This window comes from Desemzia incerta, from assembly GCF_900115825.1.
Classification (GTDB): domain Bacteria; phylum Bacillota; class Bacilli; order Lactobacillales; family Carnobacteriaceae; genus Desemzia; species Desemzia incerta.
In genome coordinates this window covers 256,371-280,733 of sequence record NZ_FOXW01000002.1, presented here as the reverse complement: position 1 = coordinate 280,733, position 24,363 = coordinate 256,371, and the positions used below count along the sequence as shown (strand labels likewise).

General features: G+C 37.3%; 21 protein-coding genes and 1 other annotated feature. Of the genes, 19 read left to right on the top strand and 2 right to left on the bottom strand.

The window, feature by feature from the left end; genetic code table 11:
- Window positions 1–41: 41 nt before the first annotated feature.
- From gcvT to pheT, 10 genes are all read left to right on the top strand, one after another.
- Window positions 42–1,154 (top strand): glycine cleavage system aminomethyltransferase GcvT, encoded by a 1,113-nt coding sequence (gene gcvT / locus BM137_RS03955; protein ID WP_092479856.1) that lies wholly within the window; start codon window positions 42–44, stop codon window positions 1,152–1,154.
- Between the two features lie 34 nt (window positions 1,155–1,188).
- Window positions 1,189–1,593: a glycine cleavage system protein GcvH gene (gene gcvH, locus BM137_RS03950; RefSeq protein WP_092479855.1), complete on the top strand. Its 405-nt coding sequence runs from the start codon at window positions 1,189–1,191 to the stop codon at window positions 1,591–1,593.
- Window position 1,594: 1 nt separating this feature from the next.
- Window positions 1,595–2,947 (top strand): aminomethyl-transferring glycine dehydrogenase subunit GcvPA, encoded by a 1,353-nt coding sequence (gene gcvPA / locus BM137_RS03945; protein WP_341849603.1) that lies wholly within the window; start codon window positions 1,595–1,597, stop codon window positions 2,945–2,947.
- Entirely contained in the window at window positions 2,940–4,394 is a 1,455-nt protein-coding gene (gcvPB, locus tag BM137_RS03940; protein WP_092479854.1) for an aminomethyl-transferring glycine dehydrogenase subunit GcvPB, read from the top strand. The genes gcvPA and gcvPB overlap by 8 nt, the downstream gene beginning before the upstream one ends.
- A gap of 536 nt (window positions 4,395–4,930) precedes the next feature.
- Window positions 4,931–6,391 carry a M23 family metallopeptidase gene (locus BM137_RS03935; RefSeq protein WP_092479853.1) on the top strand — a complete coding sequence of 487 codons (1,461 nt, stop codon included), beginning with the start codon at window positions 4,931–4,933 and terminating at the stop codon, window positions 6,389–6,391.
- 161 nt (window positions 6,392–6,552) lie between these two features.
- Complete coding sequence (locus BM137_RS03930) at window positions 6,553–7,308, top strand: TrmH family RNA methyltransferase (RefSeq protein ID WP_092479852.1); 756 nt, start codon at window positions 6,553–6,555, stop codon at window positions 7,306–7,308.
- Between the two features lie 160 nt (window positions 7,309–7,468).
- Complete coding sequence (locus BM137_RS03925; protein ID WP_092479851.1) at window positions 7,469–8,017, top strand: HD domain-containing protein; 549 nt, start codon at window positions 7,469–7,471, stop codon at window positions 8,015–8,017.
- 127 nt (window positions 8,018–8,144) lie between these two features.
- On the top strand, window positions 8,145–8,492 hold the full coding sequence (locus BM137_RS03920) for a winged helix-turn-helix transcriptional regulator (protein WP_092479850.1): 348 nt from the start codon (window positions 8,145–8,147) through the stop codon (window positions 8,490–8,492).
- Window positions 8,493–8,580: 88 nt separating this feature from the next.
- Window positions 8,581–8,809, top strand: a binding site (T-box leader).
- 55 nt (window positions 8,810–8,864) lie between these two features.
- A complete protein-coding gene (pheS, locus tag BM137_RS03915) occupies window positions 8,865–9,911 on the top strand; it encodes a phenylalanine--tRNA ligase subunit alpha (protein WP_092479849.1) in 1,047 nt (348 codons plus the stop codon).
- Window positions 9,912–9,915: 4 nt separating this feature from the next.
- The gene (gene pheT, locus BM137_RS03910) at window positions 9,916–12,333 is read left to right on the top strand and encodes a phenylalanine--tRNA ligase subunit beta (RefSeq protein ID WP_092479848.1); all 2,418 of its coding nucleotides are present in this window, start codon (window positions 9,916–9,918) and stop codon (window positions 12,331–12,333) included.
- 47 nt (window positions 12,334–12,380) lie between these two features.
- On the opposite strand, the gene rnhC is transcribed toward pheT, so the two are convergent.
- On the bottom strand, window positions 12,381–13,310 hold the full coding sequence (gene rnhC / locus BM137_RS03905; protein ID WP_092479847.1) for a ribonuclease HIII: 930 nt from the start codon (window positions 13,308–13,310) through the stop codon (window positions 12,381–12,383).
- 809 nt (window positions 13,311–14,119) lie between these two features.
- Here rnhC and BM137_RS03900 point away from each other — a divergent pair.
- The 9 genes from BM137_RS03900 (at window position 14,120) to BM137_RS03860 (ending at window position 23,477) form a co-directional block, all read left to right on the top strand.
- Complete coding sequence (locus BM137_RS03900) at window positions 14,120–15,640, top strand: AcpB/EbpR/MafR family transcriptional regulator (protein WP_092479846.1); 1,521 nt, start codon at window positions 14,120–14,122, stop codon at window positions 15,638–15,640.
- Between the two features lie 93 nt (window positions 15,641–15,733).
- On the top strand, window positions 15,734–16,030 hold the full coding sequence (locus BM137_RS03895) for a cell division protein ZapA (protein ID WP_092479845.1): 297 nt from the start codon (window positions 15,734–15,736) through the stop codon (window positions 16,028–16,030).
- A 16-nt stretch (window positions 16,031–16,046) separates the two neighbouring features.
- Window positions 16,047–16,595 (top strand): CvpA family protein, encoded by a 549-nt coding sequence (locus BM137_RS03890; RefSeq protein WP_092479844.1) that lies wholly within the window; start codon window positions 16,047–16,049, stop codon window positions 16,593–16,595.
- 119 nt (window positions 16,596–16,714) lie between these two features.
- Window positions 16,715–19,081, top strand: coding sequence for an endonuclease MutS2 (locus tag BM137_RS03885; protein ID WP_092479843.1), 2,367 nt, complete (start codon window positions 16,715–16,717; stop codon window positions 19,079–19,081).
- A gap of 110 nt (window positions 19,082–19,191) precedes the next feature.
- Window positions 19,192–19,503 carry a thioredoxin gene (gene trxA / locus BM137_RS03880; RefSeq protein WP_092479842.1) on the top strand — a complete coding sequence of 104 codons (312 nt, stop codon included), beginning with the start codon at window positions 19,192–19,194 and terminating at the stop codon, window positions 19,501–19,503.
- Between the two features lie 118 nt (window positions 19,504–19,621).
- The gene (locus tag BM137_RS03875; protein WP_092479841.1) at window positions 19,622–20,365 is read left to right on the top strand and encodes an alpha/beta hydrolase; all 744 of its coding nucleotides are present in this window, start codon (window positions 19,622–19,624) and stop codon (window positions 20,363–20,365) included.
- Between the two features lie 318 nt (window positions 20,366–20,683).
- On the top strand, window positions 20,684–20,953 hold the full coding sequence (locus BM137_RS03870; protein ID WP_092479840.1) for a hypothetical protein: 270 nt from the start codon (window positions 20,684–20,686) through the stop codon (window positions 20,951–20,953).
- Window positions 20,954–21,070: 117 nt separating this feature from the next.
- On the top strand, window positions 21,071–21,781 hold the full coding sequence (locus BM137_RS03865; protein WP_092479839.1) for an alpha/beta fold hydrolase: 711 nt from the start codon (window positions 21,071–21,073) through the stop codon (window positions 21,779–21,781).
- Window positions 21,782–21,968: 187 nt separating this feature from the next.
- Window positions 21,969–23,477, top strand: a complete 1,509-nt coding sequence (locus BM137_RS03860) for a DUF1846 domain-containing protein (RefSeq protein ID WP_092479838.1) — start codon at window positions 21,969–21,971, stop codon at window positions 23,475–23,477.
- 74 nt (window positions 23,478–23,551) lie between these two features.
- Here the strand turns inward: BM137_RS03860 and BM137_RS03855 are convergent, their stop codons facing one another.
- A complete protein-coding gene (locus tag BM137_RS03855; protein ID WP_092479837.1) occupies window positions 23,552–24,265 on the bottom strand; it encodes a Bax inhibitor-1/YccA family protein in 714 nt (237 codons plus the stop codon).
- Between the last annotated feature and the right edge of the window lie 98 nt (window positions 24,266–24,363).

Genomic DNA, 24,363 nt, shown 5'->3' with positions numbered 1-24,363 from the left:
GATAAGGAAAGAAAAATGTGAATAAGACTAGGGGGAGCATGATGTCTGTAATAGCTGATCTAAAGAAAACGCCATTGTATGAATACTACAGAGAAAATCAAGTGAAATTAGTGGATTTTGGAGGATGGGCGCTTCCAATTCAGTTTACCGGAATTATAGAAGAGCATGCGGCTGTTCGAAACGATGCAGGATTATTTGATGTCTCACATATGGGGGAAATTTGGGTTGAAGGCTCAGAAGCAACAAGCTACTTAAATCGTTTGATGACGAATAATATAGCTGCTATAAAAGAAAATCAAGCTCAGTACAATGCTATATGTAAAGAAAACGGCGGTACCTTGGATGATTTAATCGTATTCAAGTTGTCTCAAGAGAGCTACTTAGTCACTCCAAATGCTGCCAATACGGATAAAGTGTTCGATTGGATGAATCAACATTTAGGAGAAGAGGAAGTTACGATCAAGAATGATTCTGCTGAAATGGGACTGCTGGCATTACAAGGTCCGAAAGCAGCTGTTATTTTAAACAAATTGACTTCTGAAGATTTAGACGATATCAAGCCTTATCATTTTAAAGCGCATGCAACTGTAGCGGATATCGAAAATGTGCTGATTTCCCGAACAGGTTACACAGGAGAAGACGGATTCGAATTGTATCTAGATGTGGATAAAGTGGAAGAATTATGGGAAAAAATATTATCTGTTGGAACAGAGGAAGGCTTGAAACCATGCGGATTAGGGTCGCGTGATACACTGCGTTTAGAAGCAGGGCTCTCCTTATATGGGCACGAGTTGTCTGAAGATATCTCTCCAATAGAAGGCGGAATTGGATTTGCAGTGAAAATTAAAAAATCCGATGCATTTATTGGACAACAGGAACTGAAAAGACAGCGTAGCGAAGGCATTGAAAGATGTATACGTGGTTTTGAATTAGTGGACAAAGGAATAGCTCGGGAGGACTATCCCATCTATTCAGAGGATGGAAAAGAAATCGGGTACGTCACTTCAGGGACCAAATCTCCTACATTGAATAAAAGCATAGGGCTGGCAATGGTCGATTATCCCTACAGTCAATTAGGAACAACGATTTATGTAGGCGTACGAAAGAAAAAAGTTGCAGCCAACATTATAGCCACACCTTTTTACAAACGTTGATAAAATAAAAACAACTTAGAAAGGAAGTTATCAAATGACAACAACTAAAAATATTTATTTTACAAAGAATCACGAGTGGGTTTTACTTTTAGAAGACAATACAGCTCGTATGGGGATTACTCAATACGCAACGGAACAACTAGGAGACATTGTTTTTGTAGAGGTACCTGAGTTAAGTTCAGAAACTGCGATGGAGGAAGAAATCGCTACAGTAGAGTCTGTAAAATCTGCTTCTGAAATTTATGCGCCGCTTTCTGGTACGGTTACAAGTGTTAATGAAGAATTAGAAGACAGCCCCGAATTAGTTAATGAAGCACCATATGAAGCTGGATGGTTAGCTGAAATCCACTATACGGATACAGATGAAATTTCTCAATTGATGAATCAGTCTGCTTATGATGCTTACGTGAAAGAACTAAAAGAGGAAGAAGGTCAATAATGTGATAAATGAATTTCGTTATCTCCCAGATACTGAACAAGATCAAGCAGAAATGATGGAAGCTTTGGAAATTCATTCTATCGATGAGTTGTTCAAAGATATTCCAGAAGAAATCCGGCTTAAAGAAGAATTGGTTTTACCTGATGCTGTTTCTGAATCAGCCTTAACAAAACACTTAAGAAAGTTAGCAGCATTAAATGTCCATTCTCATGAGGTCGCTGTTTTCCTTGGAGCGGGGACCTATGATCATTACATTCCCAGTGTGGTGGATCATGTGATTTCTCGTTCTGAGTTTTATACCGCTTATACACCTTATCAACCTGAAGCCAGCCAAGGAGAATTGCAAGCGATATTCGAGTTCCAAACTATGATCACGGAACTGACCGGAATGGAAGCAGCCAATTCATCTTTATATGATGGATTTACGTCACTTGGAGAAGCAGCCAATTTAGCGGTCGTAACAACTAAACGACCAAAAGTTGTAGTCTCTAAAGGAGTCCACCCTCAAGGCAGAGAAGTTTTGCGATCGGTGTCAAAAGGAAGAGAATTTCAATTAGAAGAGATTCCTTTAGCTGTTGACACAACAGACCTTTCTCAATTGGAATCTGCTGTAGACGAACAGACTGCTGCAGTTATTGTGCAATACCCGAATTTTTTAGGTTCAATAGAAGATTTGCAAAAGGTAAAAGAAATGGCAGTAAATCAAAAAGCATTATTTATTGTGATGGCTAATCCGCTGGCGCTTGGAGTACTAGAATCACCAGGAAAATTCGGAGCAGATATTGTTGTAGGAGATATGCAGCCTCTAGGATTAACTATGTCAGCTGGAGGACCTCATTGCGGTTACTTCACTGTGAACAAAAAACACTTGCGTAAAATACCCGGACGTATCGTCGGTCAAACGACTGATAAAGAAGGCAAGCGCGGCTTTGTTATGACCTTGCAGACTAGAGAACAACATATCAGAAGAGAAAAAGCTACATCGAATATGAGCTCAAATCAAGCTTTGAACGCTCTGGCTTCAGCAGTTTGTATGGCTGCATTGGGAAAAAATGGAATACAAGAAATGGCTCAATTGAATGTAGAAAAAGCAGATTACTTAGCTAATCAGTTGAGAAGTAAAGGCTTTAAAATTGTCAATCAGGCTCCCTTCTTCAATGAATTCGCAGTAGAGTTGAAACATTCAGTAAAAGAAGTGTCTGCTGTTCTTTTAGAGAAAGGAATCATTGGCGGGTACGATCTAGAACCAGAGTATGGGATGAAAAATACGATGCTTTTGTGTGCGACAGATCAACGAACAAAAGAAGAAATGGATACTTTGGTTTCTGTATTGGAGGAAATCGCTTATGAATGAGTATAAAGAATTACTATTTGAAATCAGTCGTTCAAACAGAAGAGCTTGCAGTCTGCCGCAAAGTGATGTGCCGACTGTTTCATTAAAAGAGAAGTTTACAGAAAAATTTGTGCGTGAAGAACCTGCTAATTTACCTGAAGTATCTGAACCTCAGTTGATGAGACATTATACCGCCTTATCCAACAAAAATTTTGGTGTAGACAATGGATTTTATCCACTAGGGTCTTGTACGATGAAATACAATCCAAAAATCAATGAGGATGTTGCCCGCTATGATGGATTCGCACACATCCATCCACTGCAGCCGACGCAAACACTGCAAGGGTCTTTCCAATTGATGTACGAACTGCAAGAAGATTTGAAAGTGGTTTCCGGTATGGACGAAGTTTCCTTGCAGCCAGCTGCTGGTGCGCACGGTGAATGGGCTGGATTAATGATCATCAAAGCTTATCACGAAACCAACAATGAATTAGACGTCCGTCGAAAAATTTTAGTTCCTGATTCTGCTCATGGAACAAATCCAGCAAGTGCAGTCATTGCAGGATTTGATGTAATAGAGATTCCTTCAAATGAAGATGGAACAGTTGATTTAGAGGCTTTGAAAGAACAAGTAGGACCGGATACAGCAGGGTTGATGCTGACGAACCCAAACACGTTAGGTATTTTTGAGAAAGATATTCTAGAAATGGCGGAGATCGTGCACGAAGTCGGCGGGTTATTGTATTATGACGGAGCTAACTTGAATGCGATTATGGGAATCACTACTCCTGGAGCTATGGGGTTTGATATTGTTCATTTAAATTTACACAAATCATTCAGTACACCTCATGGCGGCGGAGGTCCAGGGTCTGGTCCAATAGGGGTTAAAGCTTTCCTAACGCCGTATTTGCCAGTACCTAAAATAGAGAAAAGCGGCGAAGAATTTGTGTTGAATTCTGACTATCCGCTTTCTATCGGAAGAATAAAAGGTTATTTTGGAAACTTCGGAGTAAATGTGCGCGCGTATACTTATATACGTACAATGGGGGGAAGTGGACTGAGAAAAGTATCCGAAAGTGCTGTTCTACATGCCAATTACTTACGTCATAGACTAGAGCCTTACTATGATTCTCCTTATCCTCAAATTTGTAAACACGAATTTGTCTTATCTGGTAACAGACAGAAAAAACTAGGGGTCCGCACAACGGATATTGCTAAACGGTTATTGGACTTTGGATACTATGCTCCGACAATCTATTTCCCATTGATCGTTGAAGAGTGTTTAATGATCGAACCTACCGAAACTGAGTCGAAAGAAACTTTAGATGAGTTTGCAAATGTGATGATTCGAATTGCACAAGAAGTCGAACAGAATCCTGAAATAGTGACACAAGCGCCTCATTACACAAGTGTTAAGAGATTGGATGAAGTGACTGCGGCAAGAAAACCAGTCGTTCGATTTGAATAAAAGTTTTTCTGTAAACTAAGTTTTCTATTTATACAGTTGATTTTTTATTATTTACAGAACAAAAAATGACTACTTATTTGATGAGTAGTCATTTTTTTTGCGTAACTTTATGATGAACCACACTTTAATGAGAATCTGATTAAAATAAACGTTGTAACTTTTGAACACTTTTTGACTAACTTTTAGTTAAACATTTTATAAAATAACCCTTAATATCATAAGCTTTTCTTAATAAATAACTTCTTTAAGGCTGTTAAATCAGGGAAACAAATGTATTTGAAAGCGGTTTTAATGACAAGAACGAAAATGAACAAATTTTGAACTTTCCGCGCCAAATCAGCGTTATTTAAAGCGAAAAATTATGGAAACGCTTTCGGTAATCGTTTCGTAATAATTCGCGAGTTTTGTTACACAACTAAAATCTTTCAACCTTTTTTATGTGCTATATTTTCATTAGCGAAAAAAACACCTAATGATTTACTAAACTTTAAACTATGAGATTTACTAAAAACGAAAAGATTGATGGAGGAAACAAATTGAAAAAGAAATTTATTACCGGTTTACTTGCAGCATCGTTATTTGTTAGCCCTGTAGTGATGTCAACTTCAGTATCTGCAGATTCATTAGAAGAAATGCGTCAAGAAAAACAAAGATTAGAAAACGAAAATCAAAACATTCAAAACAATATTAATGTTCAAGAAGAAACGTTGAAAACTTTGGAAGAAGAAAGAGCTTCATTAGAAGCAGACGTTGTCGGCTTGCAAAAAGAAATCGATAAAGTCGTTCGTGAGCTTGCTGAACAAGAAAAAAAATTAAAAGCGGCTGAAGAAAAAGTTGTTCAATTGCAAAAAGAAATTGAAGAATTAAAAGTGCTTATTGCTCAACGACAAGAAAAAATCGACAACCAAGCTCGAGCAGTTCAAACAGACGGAAACTCAGCTAATTTACTCGATATTGTCATTTCTGCTGAAAGTCTTTCAGATTTATTAGGACGTATTGGTGTAGTGAATGAACTTGTAGATGCTAACCAAGAAATCGTTCTAGCTCAAATCGAAGACCAAAAAACTTTAGAATCTAAAGAAGCAGAAGCAGAAGCAGAACGCGTAGCTATCGAAACATTAAAAGGCGAAATCGAAATGAATCGCGATACTCTTGTAGCTCAAAAAGATGAATTAGACAAAAAAATCATTGAAGTTGCTACTCATTATGAAATGACAGAAGAACAAAAAAATGCGTTTATCAAAGAGCAAGAAGTGATTGCTGCTAAAACAAGTACATTAAGTGCTGAAATGAAAGCTGAGCAAGATCGCATTATTGCTGAACGAAAAGCTCAAGAAGAAAAAGAACGTAAAGAACTTGAAGCATTGGCACGTAAAGCAATGGAAGAAGAAAAAGCAGCTGCAGAAGCGGCTAAAAAAGCTGAAGCAGAAAAAGTTGCAACTAAATCAACTAGTTCATCAAAAGCTTCAAGCTCTTCTAACAATACAAGTAGCTCTAGTAGCTCTAGCAGCTCTAGCAGCTCTAGCAGCTCTAGCAGCTCTAGCAACTCTAATAGCTCTAGTGCTCCTAAGAGTTCGCCGTCAAAAAGCTCAAGTCCTGCTAAATCTAGTTCAGGGTTCATTCGCCCATCTGGCGGATACACAACTTCTCAATTCGGATATCGTTTCCACCCAATCAAACATGCAAACATCTTGCATGCGGGTATGGACTTTGGCGGTGGCGGCCCAATCGTTGCAGCCCAAAGCGGTACAGTAGTTAAGGCTCAATACAACAGCGGCTGGGGATGGTATGTGAAAATCGACCACGGAAATGGCTTAGCAACTCTATATGCACACATGGTACCAGGAAGTTTACGTGTAAGTGTAGGACAAAAAGTTTCTCAAGGTCAACAAATCGGAACTATGGGAACAAGTGGTTCTTCAACAGGAGTTCATTTGCATTTTGAAGTTTACAAAAATGGAGTTCAAACAAATCCAGCACCATATTTAGGCATGTAATTCTTTTCCTAAAAAATAAAATAAAGAAGGAGGGGGACTGTTGTTCCTCTCCTTTTTTTAGTACACTAACGTAGAAGCCAAGCAAGCACCTTGAAGATCAGCAATAAACAGGTAAGCTTTAAAATAAAAGTGAGTAAAAGCATTAAAGAGGAGAAAGCAGTATGGAAAAAATAGTATCTAAAAAAAACGAACGCGTTAAAAAATGGAAGAAGTTGCACACAAAAAAGGAAAGAGATACCTCAGCCAGTTACTTGATTGAAGGTTTTCATCTAGTCTCAGAAGCCCTGCAATATGGAGCCCCTGTCCAAGAAATGATGATCTCTCAAGAAGTAAAAGAGGAATTGTATCCTGATTATCCTCAAGAAAATATGGTACTGATCTCTAAAGAAATTGCGGCTTATCTTAGCGATACAGAATCTCCGCAAGGAATATTCGCAGTAATCAAAAAAGAGGATCAGCTCATACCGGAAGATTTTACGAGGCCGTATTTATTTTTAGATAATGTCCAAGATCCAGGGAATGTTGGAACGATGATTCGAACAGCAGATGCAGCAGGTTATGGTGGAGTAGTCTTAGGCAAAGGAACAGTAGACTTATATAATAGTAAAGTTTTGCGATCTACCCAAGGAGGCCATTTCCATTTCCCCGTCTATCAAGGAGAATTAACGGAATGGTTTGAAAAGTTCAAAGCTGCAGATTTTCCTATTTATGGAACAGAGCTGAACGTAAATGCTGTTTCCTATAGAGAGATTGCTGCACCTGGTGTATATGGTTTGGTAATGGGGAATGAAGGCAAGGGAATGAATCCAGAATTATTGAAGCAAACGACTAAAAATCTCTACATTCCTATTGAAGGTCAGGCAGAATCATTGAATGTGGCAGTGGCAGCAGGTATTTTAATGTTTTCTTTGCGTTGAATGTTTATGTATTCAAATGATGACAGAATATGACAAAATTGAGAATTCTTTGATAAAAATTAGTGAAACTAAAGGAATTCGCTTTAATTTATCTCTTAAAGCATGTATGATAAGAAACAACTAAAATAGTACTACAATAACAGATAAAGGAAGTTCTTGAATGACATATGCTAGTTGGAAATTAGACTCTGAATATATGGCTTTGATTGAAGATTTGCTTCAATGTGAAGAAGTACAAAATTTACAGTCTATTACTCATCATCATTTCTCTACGAGATTAGAACATTCACTTAGCGTCTCTTACACGAGTTATAAAATCGCTAAAAAATTAAATCTGAATGACCGATCAATTGCACGTGCAGGTTTGTTGCATGATTTCTTCCATGAAGACAGAGAATCTTTTGCTGCTGCTTACGAAGGATACTCTCATGCTTCTCATCACCCTCATGTTGCTTTGCAGAACGCAAAATTATTGACTGAATTAACTGAATTGGAATGCGATATCATTGTCAAACATATGTGGTTGGCTTCTCCAGCATGTATTCGTACATTGCCTAAATTTAAGGAGAGTTATATAGTGACAATGGTAGATAAATATTGTGCTACGAAAGAAGTATTGACGCCACTTCCTAAATTAATCAAAACAAATGTCCAATATAAAGCTAAAAATGTATGGAATCGATTAAAATTGGCAAATGCGTCTTCGTAAGAAAGGATACTCCCATTTGCTTGCTGTTAAATGGGGGTATTTAAGATGAAGTACACAGAATTTTTAAGGTGTTTACTTACTATTAATAACTATATGTGATATACTATATGAAAAAGAGGTGAGAAGTATGATTACCGTTAATGAAAAAAATCAACAACAAATCGACTGCGAATCAAGACAAAAAATGATCTGCCCTAAATTTGAACGCACATTTGCATTATTGGGGAAAAAATGGATTGGTCTTATCATCGATGTATTATTAGATGGTCCTCGTCGTTTCAAAGATATTGCTTCTGCTATTCCAGAAGTGAGTGACCGAGTATTAGTGGAGCGTTTGAAAGAATTGGAAAAAGAAGGTATCGTTATGCGTACAGTTGATCCAGATGCAACCATGCGTGTAGCTTATGCATTAACTGACAAAGGGAATGCTTTTAAAGGCGTTATGAACGAAGTCCAATTATGGGCCGACAAATGAGTCTCAGCTGAAGACTGCAATTAATCCTCTAAATACGCTTGACGTAAGTATCAGAGTTCAGTTAAACTAAATAAGAATTGAATATAGATCAGAAACGATGAAGGAAAAGAGTAATTTGAGGAATTTTTTAAGAGAGCAAATGTCCCTGGCTGAAAGCATTTGTATGAATACTCAAATGAAGTTCACTTCCTGAGTTGACTTTGGGATTTACTAAACTTGTAATGAAAAAAGTTCCGGTATGCGCCGTTATGCAGTTGAGTGTAAGTCTTAAAGACTTAAACTAGGGTGGTACCGCGAATATGAGCCTCGTCCCTTTTATAGGGATGGGGCTTTTTGTGTGTTCAAAAAAGAGAAATAGATAGGAGCAGAAAAATGGAAATAAAAACGAAACTTGAATCGTTGCAAACAGAAGCGTTGAATGAAATTCAAGCAGCGAATGATTTAAAAACGTTGGACCATGTTCGTGTGTTATACCTTGGGAAAAAAGGTTCGATCACTGAAGTATTAAGAGGAATGAAAGATCTAGATCCTACTGAGCGTCCCGTAATCGGAGCTTTAGCAAATGTGGTTCGCGATGCTATCCAAGCTGCATTGGATGAACAAAAAGAGACTTTGGAAGCTGAAGCGATACGCCAAGCATTACTAGAAGAAACGATTGATGTTACATTGCCTGGCAAAAAGGTCGCTAAAGGTCAAAGCCATGTGTTGACACAAATTATGGAAGAGATTGAAGATTTATTTATGACGATGGGTTACCAAGTCATCGAAGGACCTGAAGTAGAAGAAGACAATTACAACTTCGAACGCATGAACTTGCCGAAAGATCATCCGGCACGAGACATGCAAGATACGTTCTACATTACAGACGAAGTTTTACTAAGAACTCATACTTCTCCTGTACAAGCTCGTACAATGGATAAGCATGATTTTTCAAAAGGGCCGTTAAAAATGGTGAGTCCTGGTAAAGTTTACCGAAGAGACAGCGATGACGCGACTCATTCTCATCAATTCAACCAAATTGAAGGACTTGTCATTGCTGAAGAAGTGAGCATGGCTGATTTAAAAGGAACGTTGAATGTTTTTGCGAAAAAATTGTTTGGTGCAGACAGAGAAATCCGCTTGCGTCCAAGCTACTTCCCATTTACAGAACCTTCTGTTGAGATCGATGTGAGCTGTTTCAAATGCGGCGGACAAGGCTGTAACGTGTGTAAGCATACTGGCTGGATCGAAATCTTAGGTGGCGGAATGGTTCATCCAAATGTACTGGAAATGTCGGGTATCGACTCTTCACGCTATAGCGGATTTGCTTTTGGTTTAGGACCAGAGAGAGTAGCGATGTTAAAATATGGAATTGATGATATTCGCCATTTCTATCAAAATGATTTGCGATTCTTAAATCAATTCAAGGTAAAGGAGTAGAAACATGAACGTATCCTATAAATGGTTATCAGAATATTTAAACTTAGATTCAATCACTCCGGAAGAATTGGCAGAAAAACTAAGCCGTACCGGTATTGAAGTAGAAGATGTTACGATTCCTCAAGAAGGATTGAAAAAAATCGTGGTAGGTCATGCTTTATCTGTAGTAGACCACCCAGATTCAGACCATTTGCATATTTGCCAAGTAGATATTGGAGAAGAAGAACCTTCTCAAATCGTCTGTGGAGCGCCTAATATTGCGGCTGGGCAAAAAATCATTGTCGCTTTACCGGGTTCACGTATAACAGGAAATAAAAAAATCAAAAAAAGCAAAATGCGTGGAGAAGTATCAAATGGAATGGTCTGTTCATTAGAAGAATTAGGGTACTCAGATAAAGTGATTCCTAAAAAATACGCTGACGGAATCTATGTTCTTCCAGAAGATGCAGTTCCAGGCGAAGAAGTATTCTCTTATTTAGCGATGGATGATGCGATTTTAGATTTATCGGTTACTGCAAATAGAGCAGATGCGTTAAGTATGCGTGGAGTAGCTCATGAAGTAGCTGCTGTATATGATCTTGAACCAAGCTTTAAAGAAGTGGTCCTTACAGAGGACTCAACGGATAAAGTTGAAGACTACATGTCTGTATCCGTTGAAGATACCACAGATGCGCCGATCTATACGATACGTGTAATCAAAGATATCAAAGTAAAAGAAAGCCCAATGTGGCTGCAAACTAAATTAATGAATGCAGGCATTCGTCCTTTAAATAATATTGTAGATATCACAAACTATATTTTATTAGAATACGGTCAACCATTACATGCGTTTGACTATGACCAATTAAATTCAAAAGAAATTTTAGTTCGTCGTGCAAAAGAAAATGAAGAATTGGTTACTTTAGATGAAGAAGAGCGTACATTGACTTCAAACAATATTGTTATCACTGACGGTCAAAAGCCTGTAGCGTTAGCAGGAGTCATGGGCGGATTGGATTCACACATCACAGATGATACGGTAACAGTTGCTCTAGAAGCGGCTTTATTTGAACCGATCTCGGTTCGTAAAACAGCTAAAGAGTTAAACTTGCGCAGTGAGTCTAGTTCTCGTTTTGAAAAAGGGATCAATCTTGCAACATTGCAACAAGCTAGTGAGCATGCTGCAGCATTGATGGCAGAGCTCGGAGAAGGGACGGTTGTTTCCGGCGTTGCTTCTGTAGATACAGCAGAAGTAAAAGATAGTGTAGTCAAGACTACCCTTGGAAAAATAAATCGATCACTAGGAACAGCTATTTCTGCAGAAGAAATCGAAAAGATTTTCCATCAATTAGGTTTCGGCGTGACCATTTCAAATGAAGAGGTAACAGTAGTAGTACCTCCTAGACGTTGGGATATTCATATTGAGGCAGATTTAATTGAGGAAGTTGCTCGTATTTACGGGTACGACCGATTACCTTCAACGCTTCCTACAACAGAATCGCTTCCTGGCGGATTGACAACAAAACAACGTTTGGTACGTCACACAAGACGTTTCTTAGAAGATGCAGGCTTAGCTCAGGCAATCAGCTATGTGTTGACTACACCTGAAAAAGCCAGCCGCTTTATGATGAGAGAAAGTGACATGACTCAATTGGAAATGCCGATGAGTGAAGAACGAAGTACTTTGCGAATGAATCTGATCAGCGGTTTATTGGATGATGTACAATACAATTTGTCACACAATAATCAACATGCAGCTCTTTACGAAACTGGACGAGTATTCTACAAAGACCCAACTCAAACTTTGCCAATCGAAGAAGAACATTTGGCGGGTGTCATAACTGGTTCACTAGGTGAGAAAGACTGGCAAGGTGAAGGAGAAGAAGTTGATTTCTACGTTTTAAAAGGTATTTTAGGAGAATTAATGACCACTTATGGATTGGTTGGAGAAGTTGAGTACCAACAAGATACCAATCGATCAGATATGCACCCTGGACGTACAGCAACTATCTTGTTGAACGGGGAAGAAATTGGATTTATAGGACAAATTCATCCTGTAACCGCAAAAGAGTTGGACATTAATGAAACGTACGCTTTTGAACTGAATTTAGATGCGATTGTCCAAGCAGAAAAAGAAGCTACGGTGTATCGTGGAATTCCTAAGTATCCTGGCATGACACGAGATGTCGCTTTATTGGTAGACGATACAGTGACAAACCAGCAAATCGTAGATGTTATTCTTGAAAAAGGTGGAAAATACTTGAAACATGTCAGATTATTCGACCTTTATCAAGGAGAGCATATTGCTCCTGGCAAAAAATCAATGGCATATACTTTAGCTTATTTAAACCCAGAAGCAACATTGCAAGAGGAAGAAGTTACAAAAGCTTTTGAAGAAGTGAAGGAAGCGATTGTCACTCAACTGAATGCAGAAATTCGTTAAGAGAATCGTAAAAGGTCAAACAGGAATAATTTCCTGTTTGACCTTTTTTAGTTGTACCCTGCTATTTTTTTAGCTTTATCTGTATTTGCAAAATGTAATTTAGCATATTTATTTAATAAGGAGACCCCACCGCGTTTTAATAATTTTGCAGCGACTAGATCTGCAGCAGAACCTGCGCCTGAAGGGATTTTCATCCCAGCTTCTTTTGTCAATTCTTCTAAGCCGGTTAAAAAAGCGTAACGTGCGATAATCGAGGCTGCGGCTACTGCTAGATGATGGCTTTCACCTTTGGTTTGGAAATAAACCTTGTCTTTTACTTGAATGGCTTGATCTTGGATATGTTTATAATAAGTAGACGGTAATTCAAATTGATCAATCAAAATTGCTTCAGGTACTGTTGGACTGATTTTCATCAGTACATGATGTAAAGCTTGGTTATGCAATACGGCTTTCATTTTACCTTGTGACATTTTAGGTTGGATCTGATTGTATTTTTCTGGCATAACATTCAATAAACTGTACGGTAAAAAGGTAATCAAATCTTTTGCTACTCGACAAATTTCTTTATCCGTCATTTCCTTAGAGTCGCGTACTCCCAACTCTTTCAACAGCTCAAATTGAGACCGATCTACATAAGCCGCTACAACAGTTAAAGGACCAAAATAACTGCCTGTTCCCACTTCATCACTTCCCAAAACAGACCATTGACTGAAGCCAGAAGGTAATGTAGTATCCACTTTTTTTGCTGAACTTTTTTTAGGTGCTGTTGTACCTTTAGAAGCCCATAAAGAAAATTCTTCTTGAGATTGATTTCCCTGAAACAACACTTTTCCTGATTTGTAAGCTGTAATGTTGACAGAGCCTTTCTTAGCAGCGAATACACTTCCAGGAGGATTGGTTGGTTTCAAATAGTTTTTATACTGTTCTTTCATTTCGTCCAGTGTCTGACTTGAAACCATCAGGACTTCATTAGACATTAAATCACTCGTTTCATCATTATTTTTATCAGTAGTTACACATGCAGTAGATTCTTTTATATAGTATAACAGTCTGATGGAGAAAGCAAAATGATCCTGGAATGGAGTTGGAACCTTATGCGTGATTTTTCCTAAATGACACAAAAATAAATTTTGAAACAGTATTTTAAAGGATGTCAACTAGTTGCTGTAAAAATAACAGCCAAAATATACTATTCAATATGTACTAAAAGAAAGGAAAGTTGGCTGAGAATTTGCTATTGTTGTTATAAGAAATGAAAAAGGAGTGATGAATTGTACGTTGTTAGGCTGAATTTACTTAATTCATATCACTTGCCTTGTCACTAAGTCATGAGCGTATCCTTTTACGGTTTGTTTACATGGACGTACTTCTCCTTTTTTATTTTAGTTGTCCTATATGACATATTTTATGCATTCTAAATTATCGAATTTTTTCTTTTACTTTTGAGCCGGTCAGGGCCTTTCCATTATCAAAAGACTCTTTATTGATAAAACATGAAGAAATGATCTTGTAAATTAGAATCTACAATCAAAAAGGACAACTAAATCAAAAGAAAAACATTTGCCTGCTTTATTTTCTATATAAAACAGCGCCCAATCCCCGATATGCCGCACTCAAAAAAAGCTATGACGCCTGTCTAGCTTTTTTTTATGTAAGAAAGTAGCGCTTTAAAACTTCTTTCTAACAATTGTTATTATATTCAAAGAAATTCGATTGAATGATTAATTAAGTATGGTAAAATGATTAAAAGATTGCCATTGAAAAGTGCGAGAGTAGGGGTGAGGTAATGCGAGATTTATTAGATTCCAGCAGTTCAAGAAGACTAATGTTTATCGAATGCATGTTGAAGGAAAATCAATGGTGGAAGACAGAAAAGATTGCTGCACAATTGAATTGTTCTGAAAGTACAGTGAAATCAGATATGAATTATTTTCGCCTTTATTTTTCATCTACCTTCAAATTTGAAACATCCAAACAAAAAGGGGTTCGCTTAAATATTTTACATGAATTTCAAATGGATAACTTTTATCAGCAGATTTTGCGTGAATGCTTAAATGTCCAATTTGTTAATTTATTATTTTACGATTCATTGCAGACACTAGAAGAATATGCGGAAGAACTTTATACAAGTGTATCTTCTGTAAAAAGGTGTATTGAATTAGTTAAACCAGTGCTTAAAAAATATGGTTTAACGATTCAACAAAAGCCGATACGGATTCAAGGACAAGAAAAACAAATTATTTTCTTTTACGGAGTCTTGTTCTGGGAAGAGTATGGTACGTCCTGTTTGAAACGTCATTCTCGATACAGCAAAGAAGCTTACACACTAGTTAAAGCCTTTAAAACCGAAAACAAATTAGCGTTTTCTGCTACCTTAATGAACAAAATGACTTTATGGTTAGTACTTATTTTTGAACGCCTTTCTAAAGCGAATCATATAGAATCAAATTACACTCCACTATTGCCTGTTTCGAAAGAGACTGAACAGCTTGTCTCCAGAGAATTAGAAAAACTGCCTTTTAAGATTCACGAAGAAGATAGCCAATTCATCAGTTATTTCTTAGAGAGCAGGTATATTTTTTTTACGAGAGATACTATAGAGCAAAATCAAAGATTTTTACAAGTGTATGATGATATAGAAGTTTTTTTGACGATTTTAACTGAGCGAATGTCAATCTTTTTAGGCAATAAAGAAATGGTGCATAAAAGACTATTCAGTCACTATCTCTATAAAATAGAGTTTCAAGGATTAAGTTATTCACTAGTTGAACGAAACAAAATCACCGTTTATAATCAAGGCGGATTATACGACGATTTTCTGGAAACGGCAGTAGATGTATTAGAGAACTTTTATAGAGGAGAATGGCTGGAAAACGTGCTCGATGATCCAATGGATTTTTTATACATCCTTATCTCAACGTGGGAAAATTTGACCACTGAAATTTTGAAGCATCGAAACAAAATCAATGTGCTGATTGTCTCACAATTCGGATTGTACCATGAAAAGTTTTTAGAAGAACTGATGCAACTTTATTACCCTTATAAGTTAAAAAGCTTTTTGTTGGCGAATGAAGATTATCCAGATTCTATTCAACTCATTGTGACAGATCATGAAGTAACAGAGTATAAATTTCGTTTGGACAACAGCATACCAGTAGTAGGTATCAATTATTCTGCTAACGAGCATAGTTGGGACCAAATAAAAATGATGATCGATCAAATTTACTCTCACCAAAAAGATTTTCGTCCTGAAAAAGAAATCCCTACAGAAAACAGAGAGATGAAAAATGAACCAGGAAGAAGCTGATGCTTCGTTTCCTGGTTTTTTTTTAAAACTCTACAAATTCCAGCAGATTCATGTTAAAATAAAATGAAATGTGTTTAACTAGGAGGGTGTTCAGTGTCTAAGGATAAAATACGGTATAAAGCAACGATAGCAGGAAAAGAGTATACCATTATCGGGGCACGCTCAGTGCAACATCTGCAAGTTGTTGAAAAAACGATTGATGAACAATTAAAACAAATTGAAAAATTGACAAAAGGGCTGGATCCGGAAAGAAGAGCGGTTTTAGCAGCCGTGAACGCCGTATCCGATCAGATTGAAATGCAAATCAAAATGCAGCAAATGGAAAAAGAGTTGGAGCAATTGAGAGAAGAAGTAAAAAACTTGCAACATACAAACCTGAATGAAGAATAAAAGGTGGACTTAACATATGTGGATGACGTTCGGAATCATTGTATTTTTATTGATTGGGATTTATAGTGGGGCTAAAAGAGGATTGGTTTTGCAATTGATTCTTTCCATTGGTTTTTTAGTCTCTTACTACTTTGCAAGCCGGTATTACTTAGAAGTGAGTGAGTATTTACAATTAGTGGTTCCTTACCCTTCCGCTTCTATAGATGATTCATTTGTATTTTACAGCGGGGCTTTGAGTTTCCAATTGGATGAAGCTTTCTACCATGGAATCTCCTTTTTATTGATCATCTTTTTGGGTTGGCTAGTGACTCGTTTTATAGGCGGATTATCACGGGGTGTTAAATTTTTGCCCGTAGTCAAACAAGCCAATTCTATTGGCGGAGCTGTTATTGGCGGAGTCATCTCTTATGTAGAGGTGTTCTTGTTATTGTTCGTTCTCACAATGCTTCCGATAGATTTTGTTCAAGAACAATTTGCCAGCAGTGGATTGGCAAAAATGATTGTCACCAACACTCCGATCTTGTCAGAGCAAATTTATTCCTGGTGGGTAAGCACCATCAGTTAAAGAATCAAACTAGATAAACAAAAGAAATCGTTTCTTCTAATACAGCAGAAACGATTTCTTGTTGTATTGATGAATAGAATATATTTAATATAAGGACCGAGTATAGACGAGGTGAAGATATGAATCAAAAAATATTAAAAACGTTAGAGTTTCAAAAAATCATTCAAGAACTGACATCATTTGCTTCTTCTACTTTAGGAAAAGAAATGATTTCTGACTTGCATCCATCTCAATCAAAAGAGGAAGTGATGCAATGGCAAGAAGAAACAGCTGATGGAGTCCAGATCGAACGATTGCGCGGAGGGATGCCCATTCCAAAATTGGAAAACGTAAGACCGCATTTGAAACGGTTGGATATAGGTGCATCATTGAATGCTACTGAAATCGCACAGATTGGAAAAATATTAACGACCACTACAGAAACACGCCGCTTTTTTGAAGAATTGAAAGAAACTGGAATCGAATTTTACCGCTTATACACGATTACAGATCAATTTGTGACCACGCCGCAGTTGAACCAACGCATTCGTGAAACGGTCAATGAGGATGGTCATATTTTAGACGATGCCAGTCCTGCACTAAGAGGTATTCGAGTGGGAATCAAAAAAGGTGAAAATGCGGTTCGAGAAAAATTGGAATCGGTTATTCGTGGGAAAAGTGCCAAGTATCTAAGCGATGCTTTGATCACGATCAGAAATGACCGCTATGTTGTACCCGTAAAACAAGAATACCGGAATCATTTCGGCGGTGTCGTACATGACCAGAGTTCTACAGGTCAAACGCTGTTTATTGAACCAAAAGCTGTGGTAGACTTGAATAATCGGTTGCGCCAACTGCAAATCGAAGAACGCCACGAAGAAGACCGTATATTGGCTGAGCTTTCAGAAGAAATCGCTCCATACAGTAAAGAAATCCACAACAATATGCTGTTGTTAGCTCAATTAGACTTCATTGGCGCTAAAGCTGCTTATGCGAAAAGTATTCAAGCAGTACGTCCAGAAATAAATGACGACAATGAAGTGAAGTTGTACAGTGCTCGTCATCCTTTATTGGATCAACAAACAGTTGTGCCCAATGACATTTTTATTGGCGGAGAGTATCAAGCTGTTGTGATTACGGGACCCAATACAGGTGGGAAAACGGTCATCTTGAAAACGCTAGGCTTATTGCAGTTGATGGGTCAATCAGGATTGCAGATTCCAGCTGCAGAAGAAAGTCAAATCGGGATTTTTAACGAAGTATTCGCAGATATTGGAGACGAACAGTCGATTGAACAAAGTTTAAGTACTTTTTCATCTCACATGACCAATATCGTTTCGATACTACGAAAAATGGATGAAAAAAGCTTGATTATATTTGATGAGCTAGGTGCAGGAACGGATCCTCAAGAAGGAGCTGCTCTGGCGATTGCTATACTGGATCAAATTGGTTCTGTTGGCAGCTCAGTTATGGTAACCTCACATTATCCTGAATTAAAAGTTTATGGCTATAATCATGCTAAAACGATCAATGCCAGTATGGAGTTTGATGTAGATACGTTAAGTCCAACTTATCGGTTGTTGTTCGGGGTACCGGGTAGAAGTAATGCTTTTGAGATTTCTAAACGCTTGGGTCTAAGTCCAGATATTATCCAAAATGCTCGTCATTTGATTGATGGGGAAACACAAAATCTGAATGAGATGATCGCGGATTTGGAGAATACTCGAAAAATGACCGAAATGGAATACCAAGAAATTCGCGAGCATGTCAATGAAGCGGATCAATTATTGAAAGACTTGAAGACAGCTGTACAAGAGTTCTGGCAAGAACGAGATGACTTGATGAAAAAAGCAAAAGAGAAAGCCAATCAAACAGTCGAACAAGCACAAGAAGATGCAGAAAAAGTGATTGCAGACTTGAGAAACAAACAGTTGGAAAGCGGTATTGACGGAGCAATAAAAGAGCATGAGTTTATAGATGCCAGAACACGGTTAGCAAATCTGCGTCATGAAGAAGCTTTGTCAAAAAACAAAGTCTTGAAAAAAGAAAAAGCCAAACAAAGCTTGAAGCCCGGTGATGATGTGAAAGTTCAATCCTTTGGCCAAAAAGGGATCATTGTGGAAAAAGCAGGAGATAAACAATGGGTAGTTCAAATGGGAATGTTGAAAATGAAGTTGGATGAGAGCGACTTGATATTGACTGCACCAGAAAAAGAACCTGCACGCAGAACGGCCACATTGAAGTCTGCTAGTCAAAGTCATGTTTCTCCGCAATTGGATCTTCGTGGAGAAAGGTATGAAAATGCCTTGGCCAGAATGGATCAATATTTGGATGCCGCATTGCTGGCTAATTACCCTCAAGTAACAATCGTGCATGGTAAAGGAACAGGAGCTTTACGCAAAGGAGTAACTGAAGCCTTGAAGCGTCATCCTTCTGTTAAATCATTTGGATATGCCCCAGCAAACCAAGGTGGTAATGGAGCAACGATAGTCGAATTTAAAAATTAAGCGCAAAGAGTAGAAATCTTATACAGAGTTTGTTATAATAAAAATAATAAAGGCTTACTAATTATAAGTTAAGCACCTAAAGTAAGCAATTCTATAGGAGGAATAACATTATGGTACAAGCAGTAACAGATGCTACATTTGAAACAGAAACAAAAGACGGCTTAACAGTAACGGATTTTTGGGCAACTTGGTGCGGACCATGTCGTATGCAATCACCAGTTTTGGATGAATTGGATGAAGAAATCGGCGACGAAGTAAAATTTGTTAAAATGGACGTAGATGCAAACCCTCAAGTACCAGCTTCATTTGGTATTATGAGTATCCCTACACTGTTAGTGAAAAAAGACGGCGAAGTAGTAGAAAAATTAATCGGCTACCACAGCAAAGAACAAATTGAAGATGTATTAAGCAAACACAAATAAAAAATAATCAAAAGGAGCTAAGGTCTATTGATCTTAGCTCCTTTTTTATGGATTTTTTTGCTGTTAGAAGTGTTATACTGATGGAAAATCTGCTTGAAAAGAAAAGGAGTGCAACTAAATGCAACGTAAAAAACGCAGGAATATTTTGGTCATTTTAGGGGTGTTAATTCTAGTCATAGGTATAGCCATTATTGGATATCTATCTGATGCTTATGAACCTCACCAATCGGCAATCGAAGCTTTACAATCGACACATGATGTCATTGTCACTGAAGGTGAGGAATATATCCGCTTTGAACCGAAAGAAAATAAGCATCAGGCTGGACTGATTTTTTATCAAGGCGGTAAAGTAGAAGAAGAGGCTTATGCTCTTTTAATGAGAAGTCTGGCTGAAAAAGGCATCTCCGTATATCTAGTGAGAATGCCGTTTAATCTGGCAGTTTTTGACAGTGATGCAGCAGAAAAAGTTATCAGTGATCAGGCAGAAATCAATAATTGGTATCTTTCTGGACATTCATTAGGCGGAGTGATGGCTGCTTCGTTTGCAGAAAAAAATCCTGAGCAGTTAGAAGGGGTTATCTTCTTAGCTTCCTATCCTGCAGATGACTTCTCTGATGCTGGTTTAGACACACTTTCGATGTATGGGACGAACGATGAGGTATTGAATACAGAAGCGTATTTTGAAGCGTTCGAGTCTCTACCAAAAGGAAAAGCAGAAGTTATTGAAGGCGGAAATCATACCCAATTTGGTAACTATGGACCCCAAGAAGGTGACGGAACGGCTACAATATCTGTTGAGGAACAACAAAAAAACACAGTAAATGGGATAATAGAATTTATAGAAGAAACAGCAGAAAATTAAAGTTGAGACCTCCATAGTCCCCATATATAAAGTTAGAAAAAATTTGTTCATATGTTTGTGACAAAAAAGATACGGCTATAAAAAAGTATGTACTTTACATATGTTTTTTTCTATAATTGGTTCATAAAAATGAAAAAGAACTGAACAGTTTTCTGCTAAATTGTACATACTCGTATAAAACAAATTCAATCGAAACTTGTTTTATGGCTTCTCAGTACAAAAATAAACGCTTCAATATATCCTAATCGAGTAAGAAGACAACAGTTGGACGGGTACAATTCACATTTCTTATTTGTTAGAAATATAGGAGGTAAAAATATGAGCAATCAATTAATGGATAAAACAGCAGAAAAGTACGAAATGATTTTTGAAGGAACAGAAGATAAGTGGATATTGACAGTTTGTCCGGAAGACTTAATCGAAAATGCTGATGGAGAATTGGATTGTCCATTAGAATATGTTTTGCGCAGAAATGATTATTCACTGAAAGACTTAAATGAATTATCTCCGATACGCGCAATTTTTGTGCAAAAGAAAAATGGAGATTCTATCGTATTGAATGAAATTTCTTTAAACGTTAATTTTTAAAAAAAGCCAACTTGGAGCTGGGAAATAACTCCCAGCTCCTTCTTTTTTTACGAATATTGGTTTCGTAAACGCGCTCAAGTTTTTTTGTATACTAGAGAAAAGTGAAGGAGGAGAAAGATGGAATCTGTTTATATACCCGTCAAAGGTGGATCGCTGCATTGTAGAATAGGCGGAACGGGGGAACCGCTATTGCTGCTGCATGGAAATGGAGAAGACTATACGATTTTCCAACATCAAATCGACTACTTTAAAGCTTTTTATACGGTTATCGCTTTAGACACGAGAGGGCATGGAAAATCGATTAAGAAGCAGGATACATTAATATTTGAAGCATTTGTCAACGATATTGAGACTGTACTAGATTATTTACATATCGAAAAAACAGCCATTATAGGATTTAGTGATGGAGGGAATACGGCATTATTGTTTGCCCAATATTTTCCTGAAAAAGTATCTAAACTCGTTATTGTAGGAGCTAACACTGAGCCTGAAGGAATGAAAAAGGTAGAGTTGTTAAAAGTAGAAGCGACACTCGCAGCCTTAAAAGGAATTGAAATTTTTAATCCAAAGTTTTGGTGGAAAAGAGCTGTTTATGAGTTGATGACTACCCAATTGAGAAGTGCGAGCTTCGAGCTAACGAAAATTCTTTCTCCTACTTTAGTTATGGCCGGGGAAAATGATGTGATCAAACTTTCCCATACTCAATGGATCGCTCAACAAATAAAGAACAGTCAATTAGTGATCATACCAAAAGCAGATCACTTTTTTCTGGTGAAAAATCCAAACGAATTTAATAAGATTATAGAATCTTTTTTAAAAAACCATTGAATACTCAGCAAAAGAATCTATAATAGATATGTGCGATTAAAATAATGGTTTGCGAATAGTATAAAAGAGTGACATGTTAGAGCTGATGAATGAGGCTCTATTTTTATTTTTTTAAGAGTGTAACCAGAACCGTTGATAAAGTTAACAGGAACTGGGTTAATTTTGGTAGAAAGCTTGGAGGGTTTTGATGAAAAAACTAGGATTTGATCCGCAAAAATATATCGAAGAACAAACAAAATACATTTTAGAACGCGTGAATAATTACGATAAGCTTTACTTAGAGTTTGGCGGGAAGTTGATTGGGGACAAACATGCTAAGCGTGTTTTACCAGGATTTGATGAAGATGCCAAAATCAAATTATTGCAAAAATTAAAAGATAAATCTGAGATTATCATTTGCGTTTATGCAGGAGATATTGAACGCAATAAAATTCGTGGAGATTATGGAATTACCTATGATATGGATGTCTTTCGTCTAATCGATGAATTGAGAGAGTACGAATTGGAAGTCAATAGTGTCGTGATCACTCGTTATCATGGACAGCCTTCTACTAAATTATTCATTAATAAATTAGAAAAAAGAGATATCAAAGTTTACACTCACGGTTCAATCGAGGGGTATCCTTCTAATTTAGATGTGATCGTTAGTGAAGACGGTTTTGGAAAAAATGAGTTTATCCCTACTACAAAACCGATCGTAGTTGTAACAGCTCCAGGACCAGGCAGCGGAAAATTGGCAACCAGTTTAAATCAATTGTATCATGAGCGTCGTCACGGCAAAGTGGCTGGGTATTCAAAATTTGAAACTTTCCCAGTGTGGAATGTCCCGATAAAACATCCATTGAATATTGCTTATGAAGCAGCAACAGTAGATTTAAAAGACGTCAATATGATCGATAATTTCCATTATGAAAAATACAATGAGATTGCTGTGAATTATAACCGGGATATAGAAACTTTCCCAGTAATCAAACGAATCATTGAAAAAATTACGGGAAAAGAATCTGTCTTCCAATCCCCAACTGATATGGGTGTAAACCGCGTTGGTTTTGGAATCACTGATGATGAAGTGGTACAAGAAGCTTCAAAACAAGAAATCATCCGCAGAAGTTTTGCGATTGAAACTGATTTTAAAAAAGGTCTTGTAGATGAAGAAGTGTTGAACCGCATGAAACTGATCATGGAAGAAGTCGAATTAAGTCAAGTTGATCGGGTACCCGTTCAACCCGCTCGCGACTATGCTGAAAAAGTAAAAAACCTTTCTGAGACAAAAGATATCCAAGCTGTGATCGCTTTTGAGTTGGGGAATGATCAAATCATTACTGGAAGAACTACTCCGTTGATGGATTCTTGTTCTGCTGGAGTATTGAATTCTATTAAGGCCTTGGCAAACATTTCCGATGAGATTCATTTATTATCGCCAATGGTATTGGAAACGATCCAAAATATGAAAAAGAACGACTTGCACAGTAAACTTCCGGCCTTAAATGTGAATGAAATCCTGATTGCTTTAGCCATCAGTGCCGTTACTAATCCTACTGCGCAATTAGCGTATAACAAGCTTTCTGAACTGAATGGAGTACAAGCTCATTCTACTGTCATGCTGAATAGAGACGATGAACAAGTATTGCGCAAACTAGGTATTGATGTAACTTGTGATCCGATCTATCCTTCCGAGAATTTGTATTACTTATAAAAAGATTGATCCGTATGATATCTTTCTATAACAAAAAAAACGAACAGGAATTTCCTGTTCGTTTTTTTGTTTTGTTATCTTCTTTTTCCGAATATGCGTAGTAAACTTAAGAATAGATTGATAAAATCCAGATAAAGTTCTAAAGCACAACCGATAGCTATACTGCTGATAGCTGCCGTACCACCGAATTGTTGGTAAATCGTTTTACACTTTTGCGTATCATAAGCTGTTAAACCAACAAAAATGATCACTGTAATGATAGATAAAACAAAGTCTGCAGTACCGCTTTGCAAGAAGAACACGTTGACTAAAGAAGCTATGATCAATCCTAGTAACATGCTAAGTAAAATCCCGCCTAATGATGACAAGTCTTTTTTAGTGACAAAACCAATCAAGCTCATAACGGCAAACAAAGCAAACGCTGAAATAAATGCATTGAAGATGCTTGCTGTTGTGTAAGCCAGTAAGACTACAGATATCGTGATTCCATTTACAATAGAATAAGTAATAAATTTCAGGGCATAATTGACTGGCGACTTCATCTTTTCAGGATTAAAGCGGAAACTGAAAACCAGCACGAGTTCTAAAATAATAAATCCATAAATAGCCATCCCATCTGTAGAAATAATGAGATTCCAAAAAGCATTTGCAATAGGTGTATATGTGTAAAGCAAAAGATAAACGACGCTGGCGCTTAACAATACTCCAATTGCCATCCAAGCATAAACATTGGCCATGAATTTGGAAAATCCACGTTTCGCATCAATAAAGTGCTCTTGATTATTCATTTTTTTCGTCCTCCAAAGTAGTGATAAAGTGATAGTTGATTTTCTATAGTTTACCCAACTTTAAAGGGGAGGTCAAAACAATTTGCTGAATCTTTGTG

Coding starts and splice junctions, on each gene's coding strand:
- rnhC (WP_092479847.1), bottom strand. CDS start 13,310: ATGTCTAATGAAGTCCTGATGGTTTCAAGTCAGACACTGGACGAAATG.
- gcvT (WP_092479856.1), top strand. CDS start 42: ATGTCTGTAATAGCTGATCTAAAGAAAACGCCATTGTATGAATACTAC.
- BM137_RS03885 (WP_092479843.1), top strand. CDS start 16,715: ATGAATCAAAAAATATTAAAAACGTTAGAGTTTCAAAAAATCATTCAA.
- gcvPB (WP_092479854.1), top strand. CDS start 2,940: ATGAATGAGTATAAAGAATTACTATTTGAAATCAGTCGTTCAAACAGA.
- gcvH (WP_092479855.1), top strand. CDS start 1,189: ATGACAACAACTAAAAATATTTATTTTACAAAGAATCACGAGTGGGTT.
- BM137_RS03860 (WP_092479838.1), top strand. CDS start 21,969: ATGAAAAAACTAGGATTTGATCCGCAAAAATATATCGAAGAACAAACA.
- BM137_RS03855 (WP_092479837.1), bottom strand. CDS start 24,265: ATGAATAATCAAGAGCACTTTATTGATGCGAAACGTGGATTTTCCAAA.
- BM137_RS03930 (WP_092479852.1), top strand. CDS start 6,553: ATGGAAAAAATAGTATCTAAAAAAAACGAACGCGTTAAAAAATGGAAG.
- pheS (WP_092479849.1), top strand. CDS start 8,865: ATGGAAATAAAAACGAAACTTGAATCGTTGCAAACAGAAGCGTTGAAT.
- BM137_RS03875 (WP_092479841.1), top strand. CDS start 19,622: ATGCAACGTAAAAAACGCAGGAATATTTTGGTCATTTTAGGGGTGTTA.
- BM137_RS03920 (WP_092479850.1), top strand. CDS start 8,145: ATGATTACCGTTAATGAAAAAAATCAACAACAAATCGACTGCGAATCA.
- BM137_RS03900 (WP_092479846.1), top strand. CDS start 14,120: ATGCGAGATTTATTAGATTCCAGCAGTTCAAGAAGACTAATGTTTATC.
- pheT (WP_092479848.1), top strand. CDS start 9,916: ATGAACGTATCCTATAAATGGTTATCAGAATATTTAAACTTAGATTCA.
- BM137_RS03890 (WP_092479844.1), top strand. CDS start 16,047: ATGTGGATGACGTTCGGAATCATTGTATTTTTATTGATTGGGATTTAT.
- BM137_RS03925 (WP_092479851.1), top strand. CDS start 7,469: ATGACATATGCTAGTTGGAAATTAGACTCTGAATATATGGCTTTGATT.
- trxA (WP_092479842.1), top strand. CDS start 19,192: ATGGTACAAGCAGTAACAGATGCTACATTTGAAACAGAAACAAAAGAC.
- BM137_RS03870 (WP_092479840.1), top strand. CDS start 20,684: ATGAGCAATCAATTAATGGATAAAACAGCAGAAAAGTACGAAATGATT.
- BM137_RS03865 (WP_092479839.1), top strand. CDS start 21,071: ATGGAATCTGTTTATATACCCGTCAAAGGTGGATCGCTGCATTGTAGA.